This window comes from Bacteroides neonati, from assembly GCF_000499785.1.
GTDB lineage: Bacteria > Bacteroidota > Bacteroidia > Bacteroidales > Bacteroidaceae > Bacteroides > Bacteroides neonati.
The window spans coordinates 114,200-131,713 of the sequence record NZ_HG726027.1 but is presented as its reverse complement, the minus strand read 5'-3'; the positions used below and the strand labels follow the sequence as shown (position 1 = coordinate 131,713).

Sequence of the window (17,514 nt, the reverse complement as noted above, 5' to 3'; positions counted from 1 at the left end):
TGAATTTAGTTTTGCAGTTTTATATCTTTGCGCCCTTAACTAAAAGAAACACTCTTTCAACAATAGCTTAAAATGAAAAAGAATTATGTTATCGTCATGCTGGTTGTACTGGTAGTATCGGCATGTGGACAAAAGAAATCGGACAAGGAAACCACTGTTCGACCAGTAAAAACGACACTTGTAGAGTCGAAATCGGAAATTAAAAAGGACTTCTCGGGTATCGTAGAAGCTGTTGATTATGTAAAACTTGCATTCCGTGTAAGTGGACAAATCATCAATCTTCCCGTTATCGAAGGACAAAAGGTGAAAAAAGGAGAACTGATCGCTGCCATTGACCCAAGAGATATCTCGCTACAATATGCAGCAGATAAATCGACTTACGAAACAGCTTCGGCACAATTGGAGCGTAATAAGCGTTTGCTGGCTCGTCAAGCTATTTCTGTACAAGAGTATGAGATTAGCATGTCAAACTATCAAAAGGCGAAATCGAACTATGAGTTATCAACCAACAACATGCGTGATACACGTCTGACGGCTCCGTTTGACGGATCTATCGAAAAAAGATTGGTAGAAAACTTTCAGCGCGTCAATTCGGGCGAAGGCATTGTACAGTTGGTCAATACGCAGAAGCTTCGAATTAAATTCACCATTCCCGATACTTATCTGTATCTGATTCGTGCAAACGATAAGAAATTTAAGGTTCAGTTCGACACATACAGTGGTGCTCAGTTCAATGCCAAACTAGAAGAGTTTCTGGATATATCGACCGATGGAACCGGTATTCCGGTAACCATCACGATTGATGATCCCGCTTTCGATCGCGTACTATACGATGTGAAACCCGGTTTCACGTGCAGTATTCACATGTCGGCCAATGTAGGCCCGTTGCTCGAAGAGAACATGACAATGGTTCCGCTGAGTGCCGTATTTGGCGAAACCGAGGGAAAGAAAACCTATGTATGGATAGTAAATGGCAATAAAGTAGAACGCCGTGAGGTAACAGTGATGTCGCCAACAGGCGAAGCACAGGTAATGATCTCCAGCGGTTTGAAAGCCGGAGAGAAAATCGTTACCGCAGGTGTATACCAACTGGTAGAAGGAGAAACCGTAAAAGAACTCAATTAAATGATTATCACGAATCATTAATCCTATAGACATATGAACATAGCCAAATACTCATTAGATAATACAAAGGTTATCTACTTCTTTCTGGCCGTATTATTGATTGGGGGTATACTCTCCTTTAGCAATCTGGGAAAGAAGGAAGATGCACCGTTTGTAATCAAGTCGGCCGTCATCATGACGCGCTACCCGGGAGCTGCACCCGCTGATGTGGAGCGACTCATTACCGAACCTATCTCACGCGAAATACAGAGCATGAGTGGGGTGTACAAAATTAAATCGGAGTCTATGTATGGCATTTCGAAGATTACGTTTGAAATGCTTCCTTCCTTGCCTGCCTCTTCCATCCCTCAAAAATGGGACGAATTACGACGCAAAGTACTCAACATACAACCCATGTTGCCTAGTGGTTCATCGGTGCCTATCGTATCCGATGACTTTGGCGATGTGTTTGGTATCTATTACGGTCTAACTGCCGATGACGGATTCAGCTATGAAGAGATGCGCAACTGGGCCGAACAGATCAAGACACAGGTTGTTACGGCAGATGGTGTTATGAAAGTGGCACTGTTTGGCACACAAACCGAAGTCATCAACATCTTTATTTCGGTAAACAAGCTGGTAGGTATGGGTATTGACCCCAAACAGCTGGCCAGCCTGCTTCAATCGCAGAATCAGATTATCAATACAGGAGAAATTGCTGCGGGCGAACAACAACTGCGCGTGGTAGCCAATGGTATGTATACCACTGTCAACGACATACGCAATCAGGTGCTTACCACCAAATCGGGGCAGGTTAAACTGGGAGATATTGCCGTTATTGAAAAAGGATATATGGAGCCGGCCAATACCATCATGCACGTAAACGGAAAACGTGCCATTGGTATTGGCGTATCGACCGACCCCGAAAAGGATGTAGTGAAAACAGGTGAAATGGTGGATGCCAAACTGGCCGAGATACTGCCGTTAATGCCGGTAGGTCTGCAACTGGAAAGCCTCTATCTTGAAAACGTGATTGCCAACGATGCCAATAACGGATTTATTATCAACCTAATAGAGTCGATTCTTATCGTTATTGTCATCATCATGTTGGTGATGGGACTGCGAGCCGGATTACTGATCGGTTCCTCACTGATATTCTCTATCGGCGGAACATTGCTTATCATGTCGTTCATGGGGGTAGGATTGAACCGGACATCATTGGCGGGATTTATTATCGCCATGGGTATGCTGGTCGATAATGCCATTGTGGTAACGGATAATGCACAGATAGCCATTGCACGAGGAGTCAATCGACGAAAGGCATTGATAGATGGAGCCACAGGACCTCAGTGGGGACTGTTGGGAGCTACCTTCATCGCTATCTGTTCCTTCTTACCACTCTATCTGGCACCTTCGGCAGTAGCCGAAATTGTGAAACCGCTCTTTATCGTATTGGCCATTTCACTGGGATTAAGTTGGGTGTTGGCTTTGACGCAAACAACCACTTTCGGTAATTTCATTTTGAAAGCCAAAGCCAAAGACGGTGCCAAAGATCCTTACGACAAACCCTTCTACCATAAATTCGCTTCGATCTTAGCAGTCTTGATTAAGAAAAAGGTGCTTACCATAGGTGCTATGATTGTGCTCTTTATTGGCTCATTGGTAGTCATGGGAACGATGCCTCAAAATTTCTTCCCATCGCTCGATAAGCCCTACTTCCGCGCCGATGTATTCTATCCGGATGGGTATAGCATCAACGATGTGACTCAACAGATGAAAACCGTAGAAGCTCACTTACTGAAACAACCACACGTAAAACGTGTATCTATTACTTTTGGTAGTACGCCGCTTCGATATTATCTGGCATCCACTTCGGTAGGACCGAAACCGAACTTTGCCAACGTATTGATTGAACTTACCGATAGCAAATATACCAAAGACAGCGAAGAGGAGTTTGATAATTACATGAAAGCAAACTTCCCGAATGCAATTACGCGTACCACACTCTTCAAATTATCGCCTGCCGTAGATGCAGCTATCGAAATCGGCTTTATCGGCAACAACGTAGATACGTTGGTCATGCTTACCAATCAGGCATTGGAAATTATGCACCGTAACCCCGATTTAATCAATATACGTAACTCATGGGGAAATAAAGTTCCTGTTTGGAACCCTATTTTCAGTCAGGAACGCGCGCAACCGCTGGGTGTATCTCGCCAAGGAATGGCACAAAGTATTCAGATTGGAACCAACGGTATGCCTTTGGGCGAATATCGCGAAGGCGACCAAGTATTGCCTATACTCTTGAAAGGCAACAGTGCCGATTCGTTCATGATAAACGATCTGCGCACCTTGCCCGTATTTGGTACCGGTCAGGAAACAACCAGCTTGGAACAGGTGGTTTCTGATTTCGACTTCCAATATCGGTTCTCGAATGTGAAAGACTATAATCGCCAGATGGTTATGATGGCACAATGCGACCCCCGCCGTGGTGTAAACTCAATCAGTGCTTTCAATGCTGTTTGGAAACAGGTACAGAAAGAGATCAACATACCCGAAGGATATACATTGAAATATTTCGGAGAACAAGAGAGCCAGGTAGAATCGAATGAGGCTTTGGCAGAGAATTTGCCATTGGCATTTTTCCTGATGTTTGTTACACTGCTTCTTTTGTTTAAGACATATCGCAAACCCACTGTTATTCTGCTGATGCTGCCACTTATCTTTATCGGTATCGTATTGGGATTGCTGGTGTTGGGCAAGTCGTTCGACTTCTTCGCCATCCTCGGATTGTTGGGACTGATCGGTATGAACATCAAGAATGCCATTGTTTTGGTCGACCAGATCGATATCGAATCTCAAGCGGGTAAACAACCACTAGATGCGGTAATCAGTGCAACGGTTAGCCGTATCGTACCGGTAGCAATGGCTTCGGGTACCACCATTTTAGGTATGTTGCCACTCTTGTTCGACGCCATGTTCGGTGGTATGGCAGCTACCATCATGGGTGGTTTGCTGGTAGCATCAATATTGACACTGTTCGTATTGCCGGTAGCCTACTGTGCTATACATAAAATTAAAGGATAACTTGATTGACAATCTAAAAATGAAAAAAGGAATCATTACGATATCACTGTTGCTCCTCGGCCTTGGTGCCGAGGCACAACAATCTCACATGACTCGTGAAGCTTATCGCGATAGTGTAGAAGCCTATAGCCAAATATTGAAACAGCAGAAGCTGAAAACAATGGCTAGCACCGAAGGACGCAAAATAGCTTTTACCGGCTATTTGCCGCAAATAAATCTGGAAGGAGAAGGAACGCTGAATTTGAAAGAACTCGATGCGTGGAGCGGACCGGAAGGACAATACCGCAACAATACGTATCAAGGCATGGTTGTGATAGCACAGCCTCTGTACACCGGTGGCGCACTGAGAGCACAAAATAAAATAGCCAAGGCCGATGAGAAGCTCGATCAACTATCGGAGGAACTGACACTCGATCAAATTCACTACCAAAGTGATGCCATTTACTGGAATGCATCGGCTGCCCGGGCAGGACTTGATGCTGCAGCCGCTTACCAAGGGGTAGTACAGCAACAATACAACATCATTCAGGATCGTTTTGAGGATGGAATGATTAGCCGTACCGACTTACTGATGATTTCGACCAGACAAAAGGAGGCAGAACTTCAATTCATCAAAGCTCGCCAAAACTATACGCTGGCCTTGCAGAAGCTAAATATCTTAATGGGCAAAAGCCCGAATGCGAAGGTAGACAGCTTATGCCCCATCGGAGTTATATGCGAACCGATGACGATCTTGACGCTCGAAGATGTATTGCAACGCCGTGCCGACTATGCCAGTACCGAAATAAGCATTGAAAAAAGTGAAGCGCAACGCAAGGCAGCCATGAGTAAATACAATCCGCAACTCAATATGTATGTATCGGGTGGATGGGCTACCGGAGTACCTAATATGGGATACGACTTGCAATTCTCTCCTATCGTAGGTGTAAATGTCAGTATTCCGTTGCTTCGCTGGGGAGCTCGTTTCAAAACCAATCGGCAACAAAAGGCTTATGTAGGCATCCAAAAACTACAGCAAAGTTACATAACCGATAATATCAATGAGGAACTTTCGGCTGCACTGACCAAACTGACAGAAACGGAGTTTCAGGTAAAGACAGCAAAAGAAAACCTCACGCTGGCCGATGAGAACTTAAGCCTCGCCACCTTCTCGTACAATGAAGGAAAGGCAAGCATGGTAGATGTGCTTTCGGCACAGTTATCGTGGACACAGGCACAATCGAACCTGATCAATGCCAACCTGGCAGAAAAGATGGCAATAGCAGAATACAGAAAGGTCATCAGCGAATAAGCCAAGAACCGACCTCTATAAAAAAAAACCCGCTGCGTAATTCTTTATTAGAAACGCAGCGGGATTTTTTTATATAAGAGAAACGGGCAATTGATCTATTTAGAACTCACTTGTAAAGTGGAAGCGAATCTTTTTAAAATCGATCTGTGCCATTTGAAGTACATAGTTGGAATCGGCCAGGAATACATCGCGTCCATCGCGATCTTTGGCCATATACTGATACTTACGCTTCTTGAAGGCATCCAGTTCTTCAGCGTCATCACTTTCAACCCAACAGGCCTTATACAGGCTAAGTGGTTCCCAACGACATGAGGCGTTGTACTCATTGAGCAAACGGTACTGAATAACTTCGAACTGCAACTGCCCTACCGTACCAATAATCTTTCGTCCATTGAACTGGTTAACAAACAGCTGTGCCACACCCTCGTCCATCAACTGATCGATACCTTTGGCAAGTTGCTTCTGCTTCATCGGATCGGCATTTTCAATGTACTTAAACATTTCGGGCGAGAAGCTCGGAATGCCACGGAAGTGTAATAACTCACCTTCGGTCAGCGTATCGCCAATCTTAAATGTTCCGTTATCGGGCAAACCGATAATATCGCCGGCATAAGCCTCATCGATTGTTGTTTTGCGCTGAGCCATAAACTGAGTAGGCGAAGAGAAACGCATTGTTTTACCATGACGCACATGCAGGTAAGGCGCGTTACGCACAAACTTACCCGAACATATCTTGCAGAAAGCAACGCACGAACGGTGATTGGGATCAATATTGGCTGTAATTTTAAAGACGAATCCGGTAAATTTAGGTTCATCAGGAACTACCTGCCGCTCTTCGGCTTGTATCGGACGAGGAGCCGGAGCAATCTCCACAAAGCAGTCGAGCAACTCTTGTACACCGAAGTTATTCAATGCCGAACCGAAAAAGACGGGTGCCAATGAACCTTCGAGGTAGTCTTCCGAGGAGAATTCAGGATATACACCTTCGAGCAGTTCAAGATCGTCACGTAACTTATCGGCCAAGGTCTTTCCTATTTGGTCGTCGAGTTCCGTACTATGAATATCAACAGCCACTTTCTCGGTCACAACCTGTTTAGAGGGTTGATAAAGATCCAACTTCTTTTCGTAGATGTTATACACTCCTTTGAAACGGGCTCCTTGCTCTATGGGCCATGAAAGCGGACGAACGCCGATCATCAGTTCTTCTTCCAGCTCATCAAGTAAATCGAACGGATCTTTACCTTCGCGGTCCATCTTGTTGACAAAGATAATAACAGGCGTATTGCGCATACGACATACCTCCATCAGCTTACGAGTCTGACTCTCGACACCTTTGGCACCATCGACTACGATAATTACACTATCGACAGCAGTAAGTGTACGGAAGGTGTCTTCGGCAAAGTCTTGGTGACCGGGCGTATCGAGAATATTTATTTTATAATCTTTATAATCGAACTCCATCACCGACGTAGTAACCGATATACCACGTTGCTTCTCGATCTCCATCCAGTCGGACGTGGCTGTCTTCTTAATCTTGTTACTCTTGACGGCTCCTGCCACTTGAATCTGCCCTCCGAAAAGTAACAGTTTCTCTGTCAAAGAGGTTTTACCGGCATCCGGATGGGCGATAATGGCGAACGTACGCCTTCTTTGTATTTCTATATTGCTCATAATTCTGTTGAAAGTTGAGAAATGCACTGTTTAAGACTCGTTTCCCAATGCGGAATTTCTATATTGAAAGTGGTTTTAATTTTTGTTTTATCGAGCACAGAGTAATGTGGGCGAGCTGCTCTCGTAGGATAATCAGCCGTATGTATCGGGGTTACCTTGCACGAATCTATACCTGCCAACCGATGGATGGCTACTGTAAAGTCGTACCAAGAGCACGCACCTTCATCGCTGAAATGATAAACGCCCCGTACAAGACCGTTACGAATAATGGCATAAATAGCACGAGCCAAGTCATGGGCATAGGTCGGAGTACCGATCTGATCGAAAATAACACCAAGAGATTCGCGTTCGCGACCCAGACGAATCATCGTTTTGACAAAGTTATTGCCATAAATGGAGTAGAGCCAAGCCGTACGTATCACTACCGCCTTTTCGCAATGATCCATTACATTTTGTTCGCCTGCCAGTTTCGTAGTACCATACACAGAGTTAGGACAAGTCTCCTTCTCTTCGGTGTAAGGAACATGAGCTGTTCCGTCAAACACATAATCAGTAGATATCTGTATAATGGCTGCGCCTCGACTTTGAGCAGCACGAGCCAGATAACCGGGAGCTATATTGTTCAGTTTATTGCATAAATCGAAAGATTCTTCTGCTTGATCTACAGCCGTATAAGCTGCACAGTTCACAATCAGATCAATCTTAGAATCGTTGACATAGGCCATAACAGCCTCTTCGTTGCAAATATCGAGTTCTTGTACATCAGTGAAGAAATAAGTATGCCGGGCATTTTCTTTGGAAAGCACACGCATTTCATTTCCTAATTGACCGTTCGCTCCGGTAATCAGTATGTTCATGTTAATCAAATTTTAATTCTCCTTGTTTATCTTTCTCGTAGTAATTGGCCAACATGGAAAGAAAACTACTGATGGCTTCGATTGCTTTGGCTGTTTCGACCGTAATCTCTTTCTTTTGAAGACGCAATAACATAACGCCATAAAGAGCCTCAAAACAGGTTTCTAATTCGGGTTCTTCTTTTTTCCCATTCTTACTACGCAATTCTACGATAAAAGGGAGTGCCTTAAAGTAAGCTGCAGTATAAAAGGGAAACTGAGGGGAAGCCAATAATTGATTATTAAGTTCAATCAGGTTTTGAAGTACATTGCGGTTAATTTGCAAATGTCCGCTCTCCCGAACATTCTCCTCATACATCATCGTAATAAGATTGCCATACCACTCTTTAAGTGTAGCGCGGTCTTCTTCCGGAAAACGAGAAATAATCTTCTCCTCCACCCGATCCAAGTCACAACCGTTGGCACGAATCATGTCTTCTACCTGCCACATATAAATAAGGTATTCGGCTATGTTTTGTTCTTTCAGTAAACGAGCTATATTCATCTTACTTCTTTCCTCTAATTATATATGAGTTAATAAAGCGATTCACCCAAAAGGGTATAAATTAATCCAACGACAGAAACGATCATCACAATACTACCTATGACACGATTCAAAATCCAAATACCGCGAACATTAAACTTTGTGCGTACCTTGCTTACAAAGAAGGTAATGCAGAACCACCAAGTCAACGCACCCAAAGCGATGGCAAAATAGCCGGTAATCTTCTCGAATACGAGTACACCGGGTTCTACAAACGCAAAGCGGGCAAATAAACCGATAAATAGAAAGATGATTAAAGGATTGGAAAGCGTTACAACAAAAGCGGTAATGAAGTTATGAAAGTAAGACCCCTTATTGGCCGAAACCGGACGTATGGATTGTACCGGATTACTACGAAAGGTATAAATGCCGAAAAGCAATAGCATAATACTACCAAGTAGCTGTAGGTAAAAAATATTTTTGTTGATGTAGTCGAAAACAAAACTCATGCCATAGCCTGTTAATAATGCATATGCAATATCACTCACAGAAGCTCCTAATCCTGTCATAAAGCCATACCAACGCCCTTTATTCAAAGTCCGCTGAATACAAAGAACTCCCACCGGACCTAAAGGTGCAGACACCACGACGCCGATAATAAAGCCCTTCAATAGTATATCGAAAATTGTTCCTATCTGAATCATGGCACAAATATCGCATTTTTTTGTGAGACCAAAGTAGCTTGTTAACGTTTTTTCGGCTCTTAGCTTACAAAACGCCCCGGTTTGATTTAAAATAATTTAAAAACGACTATTCCATCCGGCAATAAGCCAGAAGCCTAACAGCTATACCCGGAAAATTGTTCGTTCTTACTGCATTCATCTATCTAATGAGAATAAAAGAAAGATAAAAAGCAGTTATAGCAGATTGCAAGAATGTTTATGATAAGTGACATTCTTTTTTTGCGCATTTCTATTTTATTTTGACTATCTTTGCGGCTTAAAAGAAACGTAAAATCATCCATATACAACATGATTCTTTTTTTCAGAACCCCTTCCAAGAGCGTGATTGCCGTAGAGAGCAACCACCCGCTCACCCCGGACGATAGTAAGAAACTCTGCTGGCTTTTTGGTGAAGCTGTGACGGAAAGTGAAGATAACCTGAAAGGCTGCTTTGTTGGTCCACGCCGCGAAATGATTACTCCATGGAGTACCAACGCAGTAGAAATAACCCAGAATATGGGACTTGAAGGTATCGCCCGTATCGAAGAGTATTTCGCCGTGAAAGACGAAAACGCAGACTACGACCCTATGCTTCAACGCATGTACAAAGGGCTCGATCAACATGTATTCTTGACGAATCGCCAACCGGAACCCATCCTTTACATAGAAGATCTCGAAGCCTACAACGAAAAAGAAGGTCTCGCTCTCTCAAAAGAAGAGATGGACTACTTAAAAAAAGTAGAAAGTGACTTAGGTCGCAAGTTAACAGACTCGGAAGTGTTTGGTTTTGCGCAAATCAACTCAGAACATTGCCGTCACAAAATTTTTGGTGGTACATTCATCATCGATGGTGTAGAACAGGAATCATCGCTCTTCCAGATGATCAAAAAAACCACGCAAGAAAATCCAAATAAAATTATCTCGGCCTATAAAGATAATGTGGCCTTCTCGGAAGGACCGGTAGTAGAACAGTTTGCTCCGGCCGATCACTCCAAACCCGACTTCTTCCAGATTAAAGACATCAAAAGTGTTATCTCTCTCAAAGCCGAAACACATAACTTTCCCACAACCGTTGAGCCGTTCAATGGAGCATCAACAGGTACGGGTGGCGAAATACGCGACCGTATGGCAGGTGGTAAAGGCTCATGGCCTATTGCCGGAACAGCTGTTTATATGACTTCGTATCCTCGTACGGACGAAGGACGCGAATGGGAGGAAATTCTACCCGTACGCAAATGGTTGTATCAAACTCCCGAACAAATACTCATCAAAGCATCTAACGGCGCATCCGATTTTGGAAACAAGTTCGGACAGCCGCTTATCTGCGGTTCGGTACTGACATTCGAACACACCGAAAACAACGAAGTATATGGTTATGACAAAGTTATCATGCTGGCAGGTGGTGTTGGTTATGGTACACAGCGTGACTGCCTGAAAGGTGCGCCTGAAGCCGGTAATAAAGTAGTCGTAATCGGTGGTGACAATTACCGCATCGGACTCGGTGGAGGTTCGGTATCATCGGTAGATACCGGTCGATACAGCAGTGGTATTGAGTTGAACGCAGTACAGCGTGCCAATGCCGAAATGCAAAAACGCGCCAACAACGTGGTTCGTGCACTTTGCGAAGAAGAGAATAATCCGGTTGTATCCATTCATGATCACGGTTCGGCCGGACACGTAAACTGTCTGTCGGAACTCGTCGAAGAGTGTGGGGGTATCATCGATATGAGTAAATTGCCTATCGGAGACACAACTTTATCAGCCAAAGAAATTATCGCCAACGAATCACAGGAACGTATGGGTCTCCTTATCAAAGAGGAAGCCATCGAACACGTGAGAAAAATTGCAGAACGCGAGCGTGCTCCCATGTATGTAGTAGGCGAAACAACCGGAGATCACCGCTTCTCTTTCCAACAGGCAGACGGTGTTCGTCCGTTCGACTTGGCGGTTGACCAAATGTTTGGTTCATCTCCCAAAACTTACATGATCGACAAAACGGTAGATCGTCCTTACGAAATGCCGGTATATGAACTGCCCAAGCTCCACGAATACCTCACCAACGTACTTCAACTTGAAGCAGTAGCCTGCAAAGACTGGTTAACCAACAAGGTAGACCGTTCGGTAACGGGCAAAGTAGCCCGCCAACAATGTCAAGGTGAAATTCAGTTGCCGTTAAGCGACTGTGGTGTGGTAGCATTGGACTACCGCGGCGAAAAAGGTATTGCAACCTCTATCGGGCATGCACCTCAGGCAGCATTGGCTGATCCGGCTGCCGGCTCTATCCTTGCAGTAAGCGAAGCGCTGACCAATCTTATCTGGGCTCCACTGGTGGATGGAATGGATAGTATTTCATTATCAGCCAACTGGATGTGGCCTTGCCGTTCGCAAGAAGGTGAAGATGCTCGTCTGTACACCGCTGTAAAAGCATTGAGCGATTTCTGTTGTGCACTGCAAATCAATGTACCCACGGGTAAGGATTCTATGTCGATGACACAGAAGTATCCCGATGGCGAAAAAGTAATTTCTCCGGGAACGGTCATTGTATCGGCAGGTGGTGAAGTGTCAGACGTAAAGAAGGTTGTTTCGCCGGTTCTGGTAAATAACGATAAAACAACCCTTTATCATATTGACTTCAGCTTCGATTCATTCAAACTAGGTGGCTCTGCTTTTGCTCAATCACTGGGTAAAGTAGGTAGCGAAGTACCTTGCGTGCAAGATGCCGAATACTTCCGTGATGCATTCCTGGCCGTTCAGGAGTTGATACAGAAAGGACTGATTCTGGCAGGACACGATATATCGGCAGGTGGTTTGATCACAACATTGCTTGAAATGTGTTTCGCCAACGTAGAAGGTGGACTGGAAATTGACCTTGACAAAATGAACGAAACAGACATCGTAAAGATTCTGTTCGCGGAGAATCCGGGTATTGTTGTCCAGATTTCCGACAAACATAAAGAAGAGGTAAAGAAGATACTTGAGGAGGCTGGTGTAGGCTTCATTAAGTTGGGAAAACCAACTGACGAACGCCACATTCTGGTATCGAAGAACGATGCAACTTATCAATTCGGTATCGACTATATGCGCGAGGTATGGTATTCTTCATCTTACCTGCTTGACCGCAAACAATCGATGAATGGTTGTGCCAAAAAGCGTTTCGAAAATTACAAGATGCAACCATTGGAGTTCCACTTCATGCCGGAATTCAAAGGTAAGTTCTCGCAGTATGGTATCGATCCCAACCGTCGCACACCGACCGGCATCCGCGCAGCTATCATTCGCGAAAAAGGAACCAATGGCGAGCGTGAAATGGCCTATACCCTTTATTTAGCGGGTTTCGACGTAAAAGATGTAACAATGACGGACCTAATTAGCGGACGCGAGACACTTGAAGACGTAAACATGATTGTATATTGCGGTGGTTTCTCTAACTCCGATGTACTAGGGTCGGCCAAAGGCTGGGCAGGTGGTTTCTTATTTAACGAAAAGGCCAAAACAGCACTTGACAATTTCTATGCTCGCGAAGACACCCTATCACTAGGTATATGCAATGGATGTCAGTTAATGATGGAGCTAGGCTTAATTACCCCCGATCATCAGAAGAAGGGTAAAATGCTTCACAACGAATCACATAAATTCGAATCTACCTTCGTAGGAGTAACAATTCCGACTAATCGTAGCGTTATGTTCGGTTCTCTGAGTGGCAGCCAAATTGGCGTATGGGTAGCTCATGGAGAAGGTAAATTCTCATTACCTTACGAAGAAGACAAATACAATGTGGTAGCAAAATACAACTACAATGAATATCCAGCTAACCCGAATGGGTCAGATTACTCGGTAGCAGCTTTGGCTAGTACAGACGGTCGACACTTGGCTATGATGCCTCATCCCGAACGTGCTGTATTTCCATGGCAAAATGCTTATTATCCAAGCGATCGCGTAAACAGTGATCAGGTAACTCCTTGGATGGAAGCTTTTGTAAATGCACGTAAATGGGTAGAGCAAAAAGTCAAATAAGTAGGCATTAAAATTATAATTCATCCGAAAGGCTGTTACTCAATAAAAGTGACAGCCTTTTTTATTTAAACAGACACAAAAGCCTGTTTACTTCAAGTAAACATCATCAAAAGCTAAATGCTATAGTTGGAAAAAAATTTGTTATATTAAAAATAGTTCTTAATTTTGTGAAATGAATCGTTCTTCGGAAATTTAAATACATCATTCTAAAAGTCTTAACTATATGATAAAGTGGCTTTTTCTTTTTTTACTGTTTCCGATAGTGAGTATCGCGCAAACATATAAATACATTGGAGTAGAAGATGGATTAAGCAACAGACGCGTATATAATATCCCAAAAGACCACAAAGGGTATATGTGGTTTCTGACTCATGAAGGCATTGATCGATACGACGGTAGTGAATTTAAACATTACAAACTATTTGACGGCATAGATGAACTAAATTCATCCATCGGATTTAATTGGCTATATATAGACAAAGAGGGAGTATTATGGGAAATTAGCAGAAAAGGTAGAGTCTTTCAATACGATAGTGCGCGTGATTTATTTACTTTGACTTATAAGCTACCCAAACTTGACGAATTTAATAACCCGTCTCCGGTTAGCTTTAGCTTCATTGACAATCACAACAACATTTGGCTCTGCAATAGAGATTTTTTGTTTCTATACAACACCCGGACTCAAAAGATTAGTCGCCTTATTAATAACATTAAAGAAGAGATCACTTGTATCAAACAAATTGATGATACTCATTTCTTTGTTGGAACGGGAGTGGGCATTCATTATGCTGAACTGGTAAACCAAAAACTGGAATTACAACCATGTGAAGAACTGGATAAGCTGAAAATACAAGTCAACGAGATATACTTCCATAGTGCATCGAAAAAGCTTCTCATCGGTACTTTTCAACGTGGTATTTTTATCTATGACATAAAGCTTAAAAGAGTAATAAAGCCAGAGATAAGCCTGGAAGATTTAAGTATATCTTGTATTAAGCCGCTTTCCATGAAAGAGTTACTAATAGCAACTGATGGAGCCGGAGTTTACAAGATAAATATAGCAACACATCATATCGACCCGTATATCATAGCAGATTATGATAAAAACAATGCAATGAACGGGAATAGCATCAATGATATTTATGTGGATCAGGCTGAGCGAATATGGTTAGCTAATTACCCTATCGGCATTACGGTACGTAACAATCGTTACTCAAGCTATAACTGGATTAAACATGCCATAGGTAATAAACAATCACTTATTAATAATCAAGTCAATGCAATTATTGAAGATAGCGATGGAGATCTTTGGTTTGGAACAAATAATGGCATCAGCCAATATAACCCTAAAACTAAAACGTGGAATTCATTCCCGGCAGAGTCTTCTTCAGGCATAAAAGACAAGAATAAAATCTTTATTACTTTATGTGAAGTATCTCCAGGTATTATTTGGGCAGGTGGATATAGTTCGGGATTCTATCAAATAGATAAAAGGAATCGATCGACTAAATACTTCACCCCTACCGACTACAATCCCAAAGACACACATCCAGACAAATATATCCGTGATATAACAAAGGATTCTGAAGGAAATATCTGGTCGGGAGGATATCATTATCTTAAAAAAAGAAATCTAAAAGAGAACTCTTTTCGCATCTACAATGGGGTTACCTCTATAACAGCCATTCTTGAGAAAGATAATCAACACATGTGGATAGGTAGTGCCTCCGGATTGTATTTACTAAACAAGGAATCCGGAGTTGCCAAGTATATCAAGCTACCGATCGAATCAAGTTATATATATTCGCTTTATCAAGCAAAAAATGGCTTGCTTTACATCGGAACAAGTGGCTATGGGTTATTAATTTATAATCTGAAAACCAAACTTTTCACTCATTATCATACAGAAAACAGTGCTCTAATTTCAAATAACATCTATTCTATCTTATCGGATCATGATGTAGATATACTTTTGGGAACAGAGAATGGACTCAGCAGTTTTTACCCGAAAGAAAAAATCTTTCATAATTGGACCAAAGATCAAGGATTAATGACTATTCACTTCAACTCAAGTTCGGGTGTGCTGCGTAAAAATGGACATTTTGTAGTTGGCAGTTCAGATGGTGCTGTCGAATTCGATAAAGACATGAAGATACCTAGAAACTATTCCTCTAAAATGGTCTTTAGTGATTTCAAACTCTTTTATCAAGAAGTTTATCCGAATGATAAAAACTCACCATTGACTAGTAGTATTGATGACACTAAAATACTGAAGCTAAAATCAAATCAAAATATATTCTCATTAAAAGTTTCGTCAATAAATTACGACTACCCGTCAAATATCTTATATTCATGGAAACTAGAAGGCTTTTATGACGAATGGAGTCATCCGGGTAAAGAAGACGTAATTCGATTCACAAACATTGACCCTGGAACATACACATTGCGTGTGCGTGCTATTTCGAGTGAGGATAAACGTGTAATTATCGAAGAACGGAGTATCCAAATAGAAGTAGCCTATCCCTTTTGGTTAAGTATATGGGCGATACTTATCTACATTATTATTATTGGGCTGATTGCCGTTGCTGCTCTTCGGGTAATCATACTAAGTAAACAACGTAAAGCCTCAGATGAAAAAATTCACTTCTTTATTAACACCGCGCATGATATCCGAACTCCGCTTACCTTGATTAAAGCACCACTAGAAGAACTGGAAGAGAAAGAAAGTTTAAGCCAAGATGGAGTAAGCAATATCAACACAGCACTACGCAATGTCAATGCTTTGTTACGTTTGACAACTAACCTTATAAACTTTGAGCGTGTTGATACCTATTCGTCCGAACTGTTTATTGGAGAATATGAAGTAAATATGTTTATGTCAGAAATATATGATGTATTCAGACCCTATGCAGACATTAAGCATATTAACTTTACATACGAAAGCAATTTCCGCTATTTGAATGTATGGTTTGATAAAAATAAGATGGATTCAATCCTCAAAAACATTGTTTCGAATGCACTAAAGTATACGCCGGATAATGGCAACGTAAGCATCTTTGCGAGTGATAATGGCGACACATGGAGCATAGAAGTGAAGGATACCGGTATCGGCATTCCAACGAATGAGCAGAAAAAGCTATTTAAAATTCACTTCAGGGGAAGCAATGCGATCAACTCAATGGTGACCGGCAGCGGAATCGGACTTATGCTGGTTTGGAAACTAGTTCGTTTGCATAGAGGTAAGATTACGATGAATAGTATTGAACACCAAGGATCTGTTGCTAAAATTGTTTTCCATAAAGACAGTAAATACTACCATAAAGCTCGATTAGCAAATAAAAAGAGTAGTTCGATGCTACCTACTCAATCACCGATTACAAGCACTTCGGCTACCTTTTATAAGGAGGTCAAAAAGGAAAACACAGAGAGTAACCAACGCATCCTGATTGTAGAAGACAATGATGAGTTGCGTAATTATTTGAGTCATACCTTATCAGATAAATATAATGTAAAAACTTGCAGTAACGGCAAAAAAGCTTTAGTGATTGTCAAGGAATACAAGCCTGAGTTGATTATTTCGGATATCATGATGCCGGAAATGAGAGGAGACGAGTTATGTAGTATACTTAAAAGTGATATTGAGACCTCGCATATCCCAATTATCCTACTCACTGCCCTCAATGATGAAAACAACATTTTGGCAGGATTGAATACCGGTGCTGACGAGTATGTAGTAAAGCCATTCAATATTGGTATTCTAAAAGCAACCATTGCAAGTTTACTTACCAATAGAGCCTTACTAAGAAATCGATACGCCAATCCGGAAGCTGTATCTTTGGGAAATGATTGCATCAATTGTTCCACCGATCTTGACTGGAAGTTTATTGCTACCGTAAAGAAGAGTGTAGAGGATAATTTAGATAACTCAGCGTTCACAGTTGATGTTCTTTGCAACTTAATGAGTATGAGCCGCACAAGCTTTTACAATAAAATAAAGGCACTGACCGATCAGGCTCCGGGCGACTATATACGAATTATTAGATTAACACGCGCCGCACAACTACTCAAAGAGGGTAAGCATAATATCACAGAAGTAGCGGAGTTGACCGGATTTAACGATGCGAAATACTTCCGGGAGGTATTTAAGAAACATTTTAAAGTTAGCCCTAGTAAGTATGGCAAGGGAGAAACAGCCCCCGAAGCCACTGAAGACAAACCACAGCCGGAGCAAGAAACCTAGATATAACA

Annotated in this window: 9 protein-coding genes; 5 read left to right on the top strand and 4 right to left on the bottom strand. The window is 42.3% G+C overall.

Annotated elements, in window-relative coordinates; all coding sequences use genetic code 11:
- Positions 1–72 precede the first annotated feature (72 nt).
- Genes TY03_RS19130 through TY03_RS19120 form a run of 3 tightly spaced genes read left to right on the top strand, consistent with a single transcriptional unit; the run spans position 73 to position 5,482 of the window.
- A complete protein-coding gene (locus tag TY03_RS19130; RefSeq protein ID WP_042372916.1) occupies positions 73–1,125 on the top strand; it encodes an efflux RND transporter periplasmic adaptor subunit in 1,053 nt (350 codons plus the stop codon).
- A 33-nt stretch (positions 1,126–1,158) separates the two neighbouring features.
- On the top strand, positions 1,159–4,191 hold the full coding sequence (locus TY03_RS19125) for an efflux RND transporter permease subunit (protein ID WP_042372913.1): 3,033 nt from the start codon (positions 1,159–1,161) through the stop codon (positions 4,189–4,191).
- 19 nt (positions 4,192–4,210) lie between these two features.
- Positions 4,211–5,482 carry a TolC family protein gene (locus TY03_RS19120; protein ID WP_042372911.1) on the top strand — a complete coding sequence of 424 codons (1,272 nt, stop codon included), beginning with the start codon at positions 4,211–4,213 and terminating at the stop codon, positions 5,480–5,482.
- Between the two features lie 99 nt (positions 5,483–5,581).
- Here the strand turns inward: TY03_RS19120 and TY03_RS19115 are convergent, their stop codons facing one another.
- The 4 genes from TY03_RS19115 to TY03_RS19100 are packed head-to-tail and all read right to left on the bottom strand — an operon-like array spanning position 5,582 to position 9,234.
- A complete protein-coding gene (locus tag TY03_RS19115; RefSeq protein WP_148335729.1) occupies positions 5,582–7,156 on the bottom strand; it encodes a peptide chain release factor 3 in 1,575 nt (524 codons plus the stop codon).
- The gene (gene rfbD / locus TY03_RS19110) at positions 7,150–8,010 is read right to left on the bottom strand and encodes a dTDP-4-dehydrorhamnose reductase (RefSeq protein ID WP_042372907.1); all 861 of its coding nucleotides are present in this window, start codon (positions 8,008–8,010) and stop codon (positions 7,150–7,152) included. Before rfbD ends, TY03_RS19115 begins: the two co-directional genes overlap by 7 nt.
- 1 nt (position 8,011) lies before the next feature.
- Positions 8,012–8,551 carry a DUF4924 family protein gene (locus TY03_RS19105; protein ID WP_042372905.1) on the bottom strand — a complete coding sequence of 180 codons (540 nt, stop codon included), beginning with the start codon at positions 8,549–8,551 and terminating at the stop codon, positions 8,012–8,014.
- Between the two features lie 29 nt (positions 8,552–8,580).
- Positions 8,581–9,234, bottom strand: coding sequence for a LysE family translocator (locus tag TY03_RS19100; protein ID WP_042372903.1), 654 nt, complete (start codon positions 9,232–9,234; stop codon positions 8,581–8,583).
- Positions 9,235–9,561: 327 nt separating this feature from the next.
- On the opposite strand from TY03_RS19100, the gene purL reads away from it, so the two are divergent.
- Both purL and TY03_RS19090 read left to right on the top strand, forming a co-directional pair.
- Positions 9,562–13,266, top strand: coding sequence for a phosphoribosylformylglycinamidine synthase (purL, locus tag TY03_RS19095; protein ID WP_042372901.1), 3,705 nt, complete (start codon positions 9,562–9,564; stop codon positions 13,264–13,266).
- A gap of 223 nt (positions 13,267–13,489) precedes the next feature.
- Positions 13,490–17,506 (top strand): hybrid sensor histidine kinase/response regulator transcription factor, encoded by a 4,017-nt coding sequence (locus TY03_RS19090; protein WP_042372899.1) that lies wholly within the window; start codon positions 13,490–13,492, stop codon positions 17,504–17,506.
- Positions 17,507–17,514: the final 8 nt, after the last annotated feature.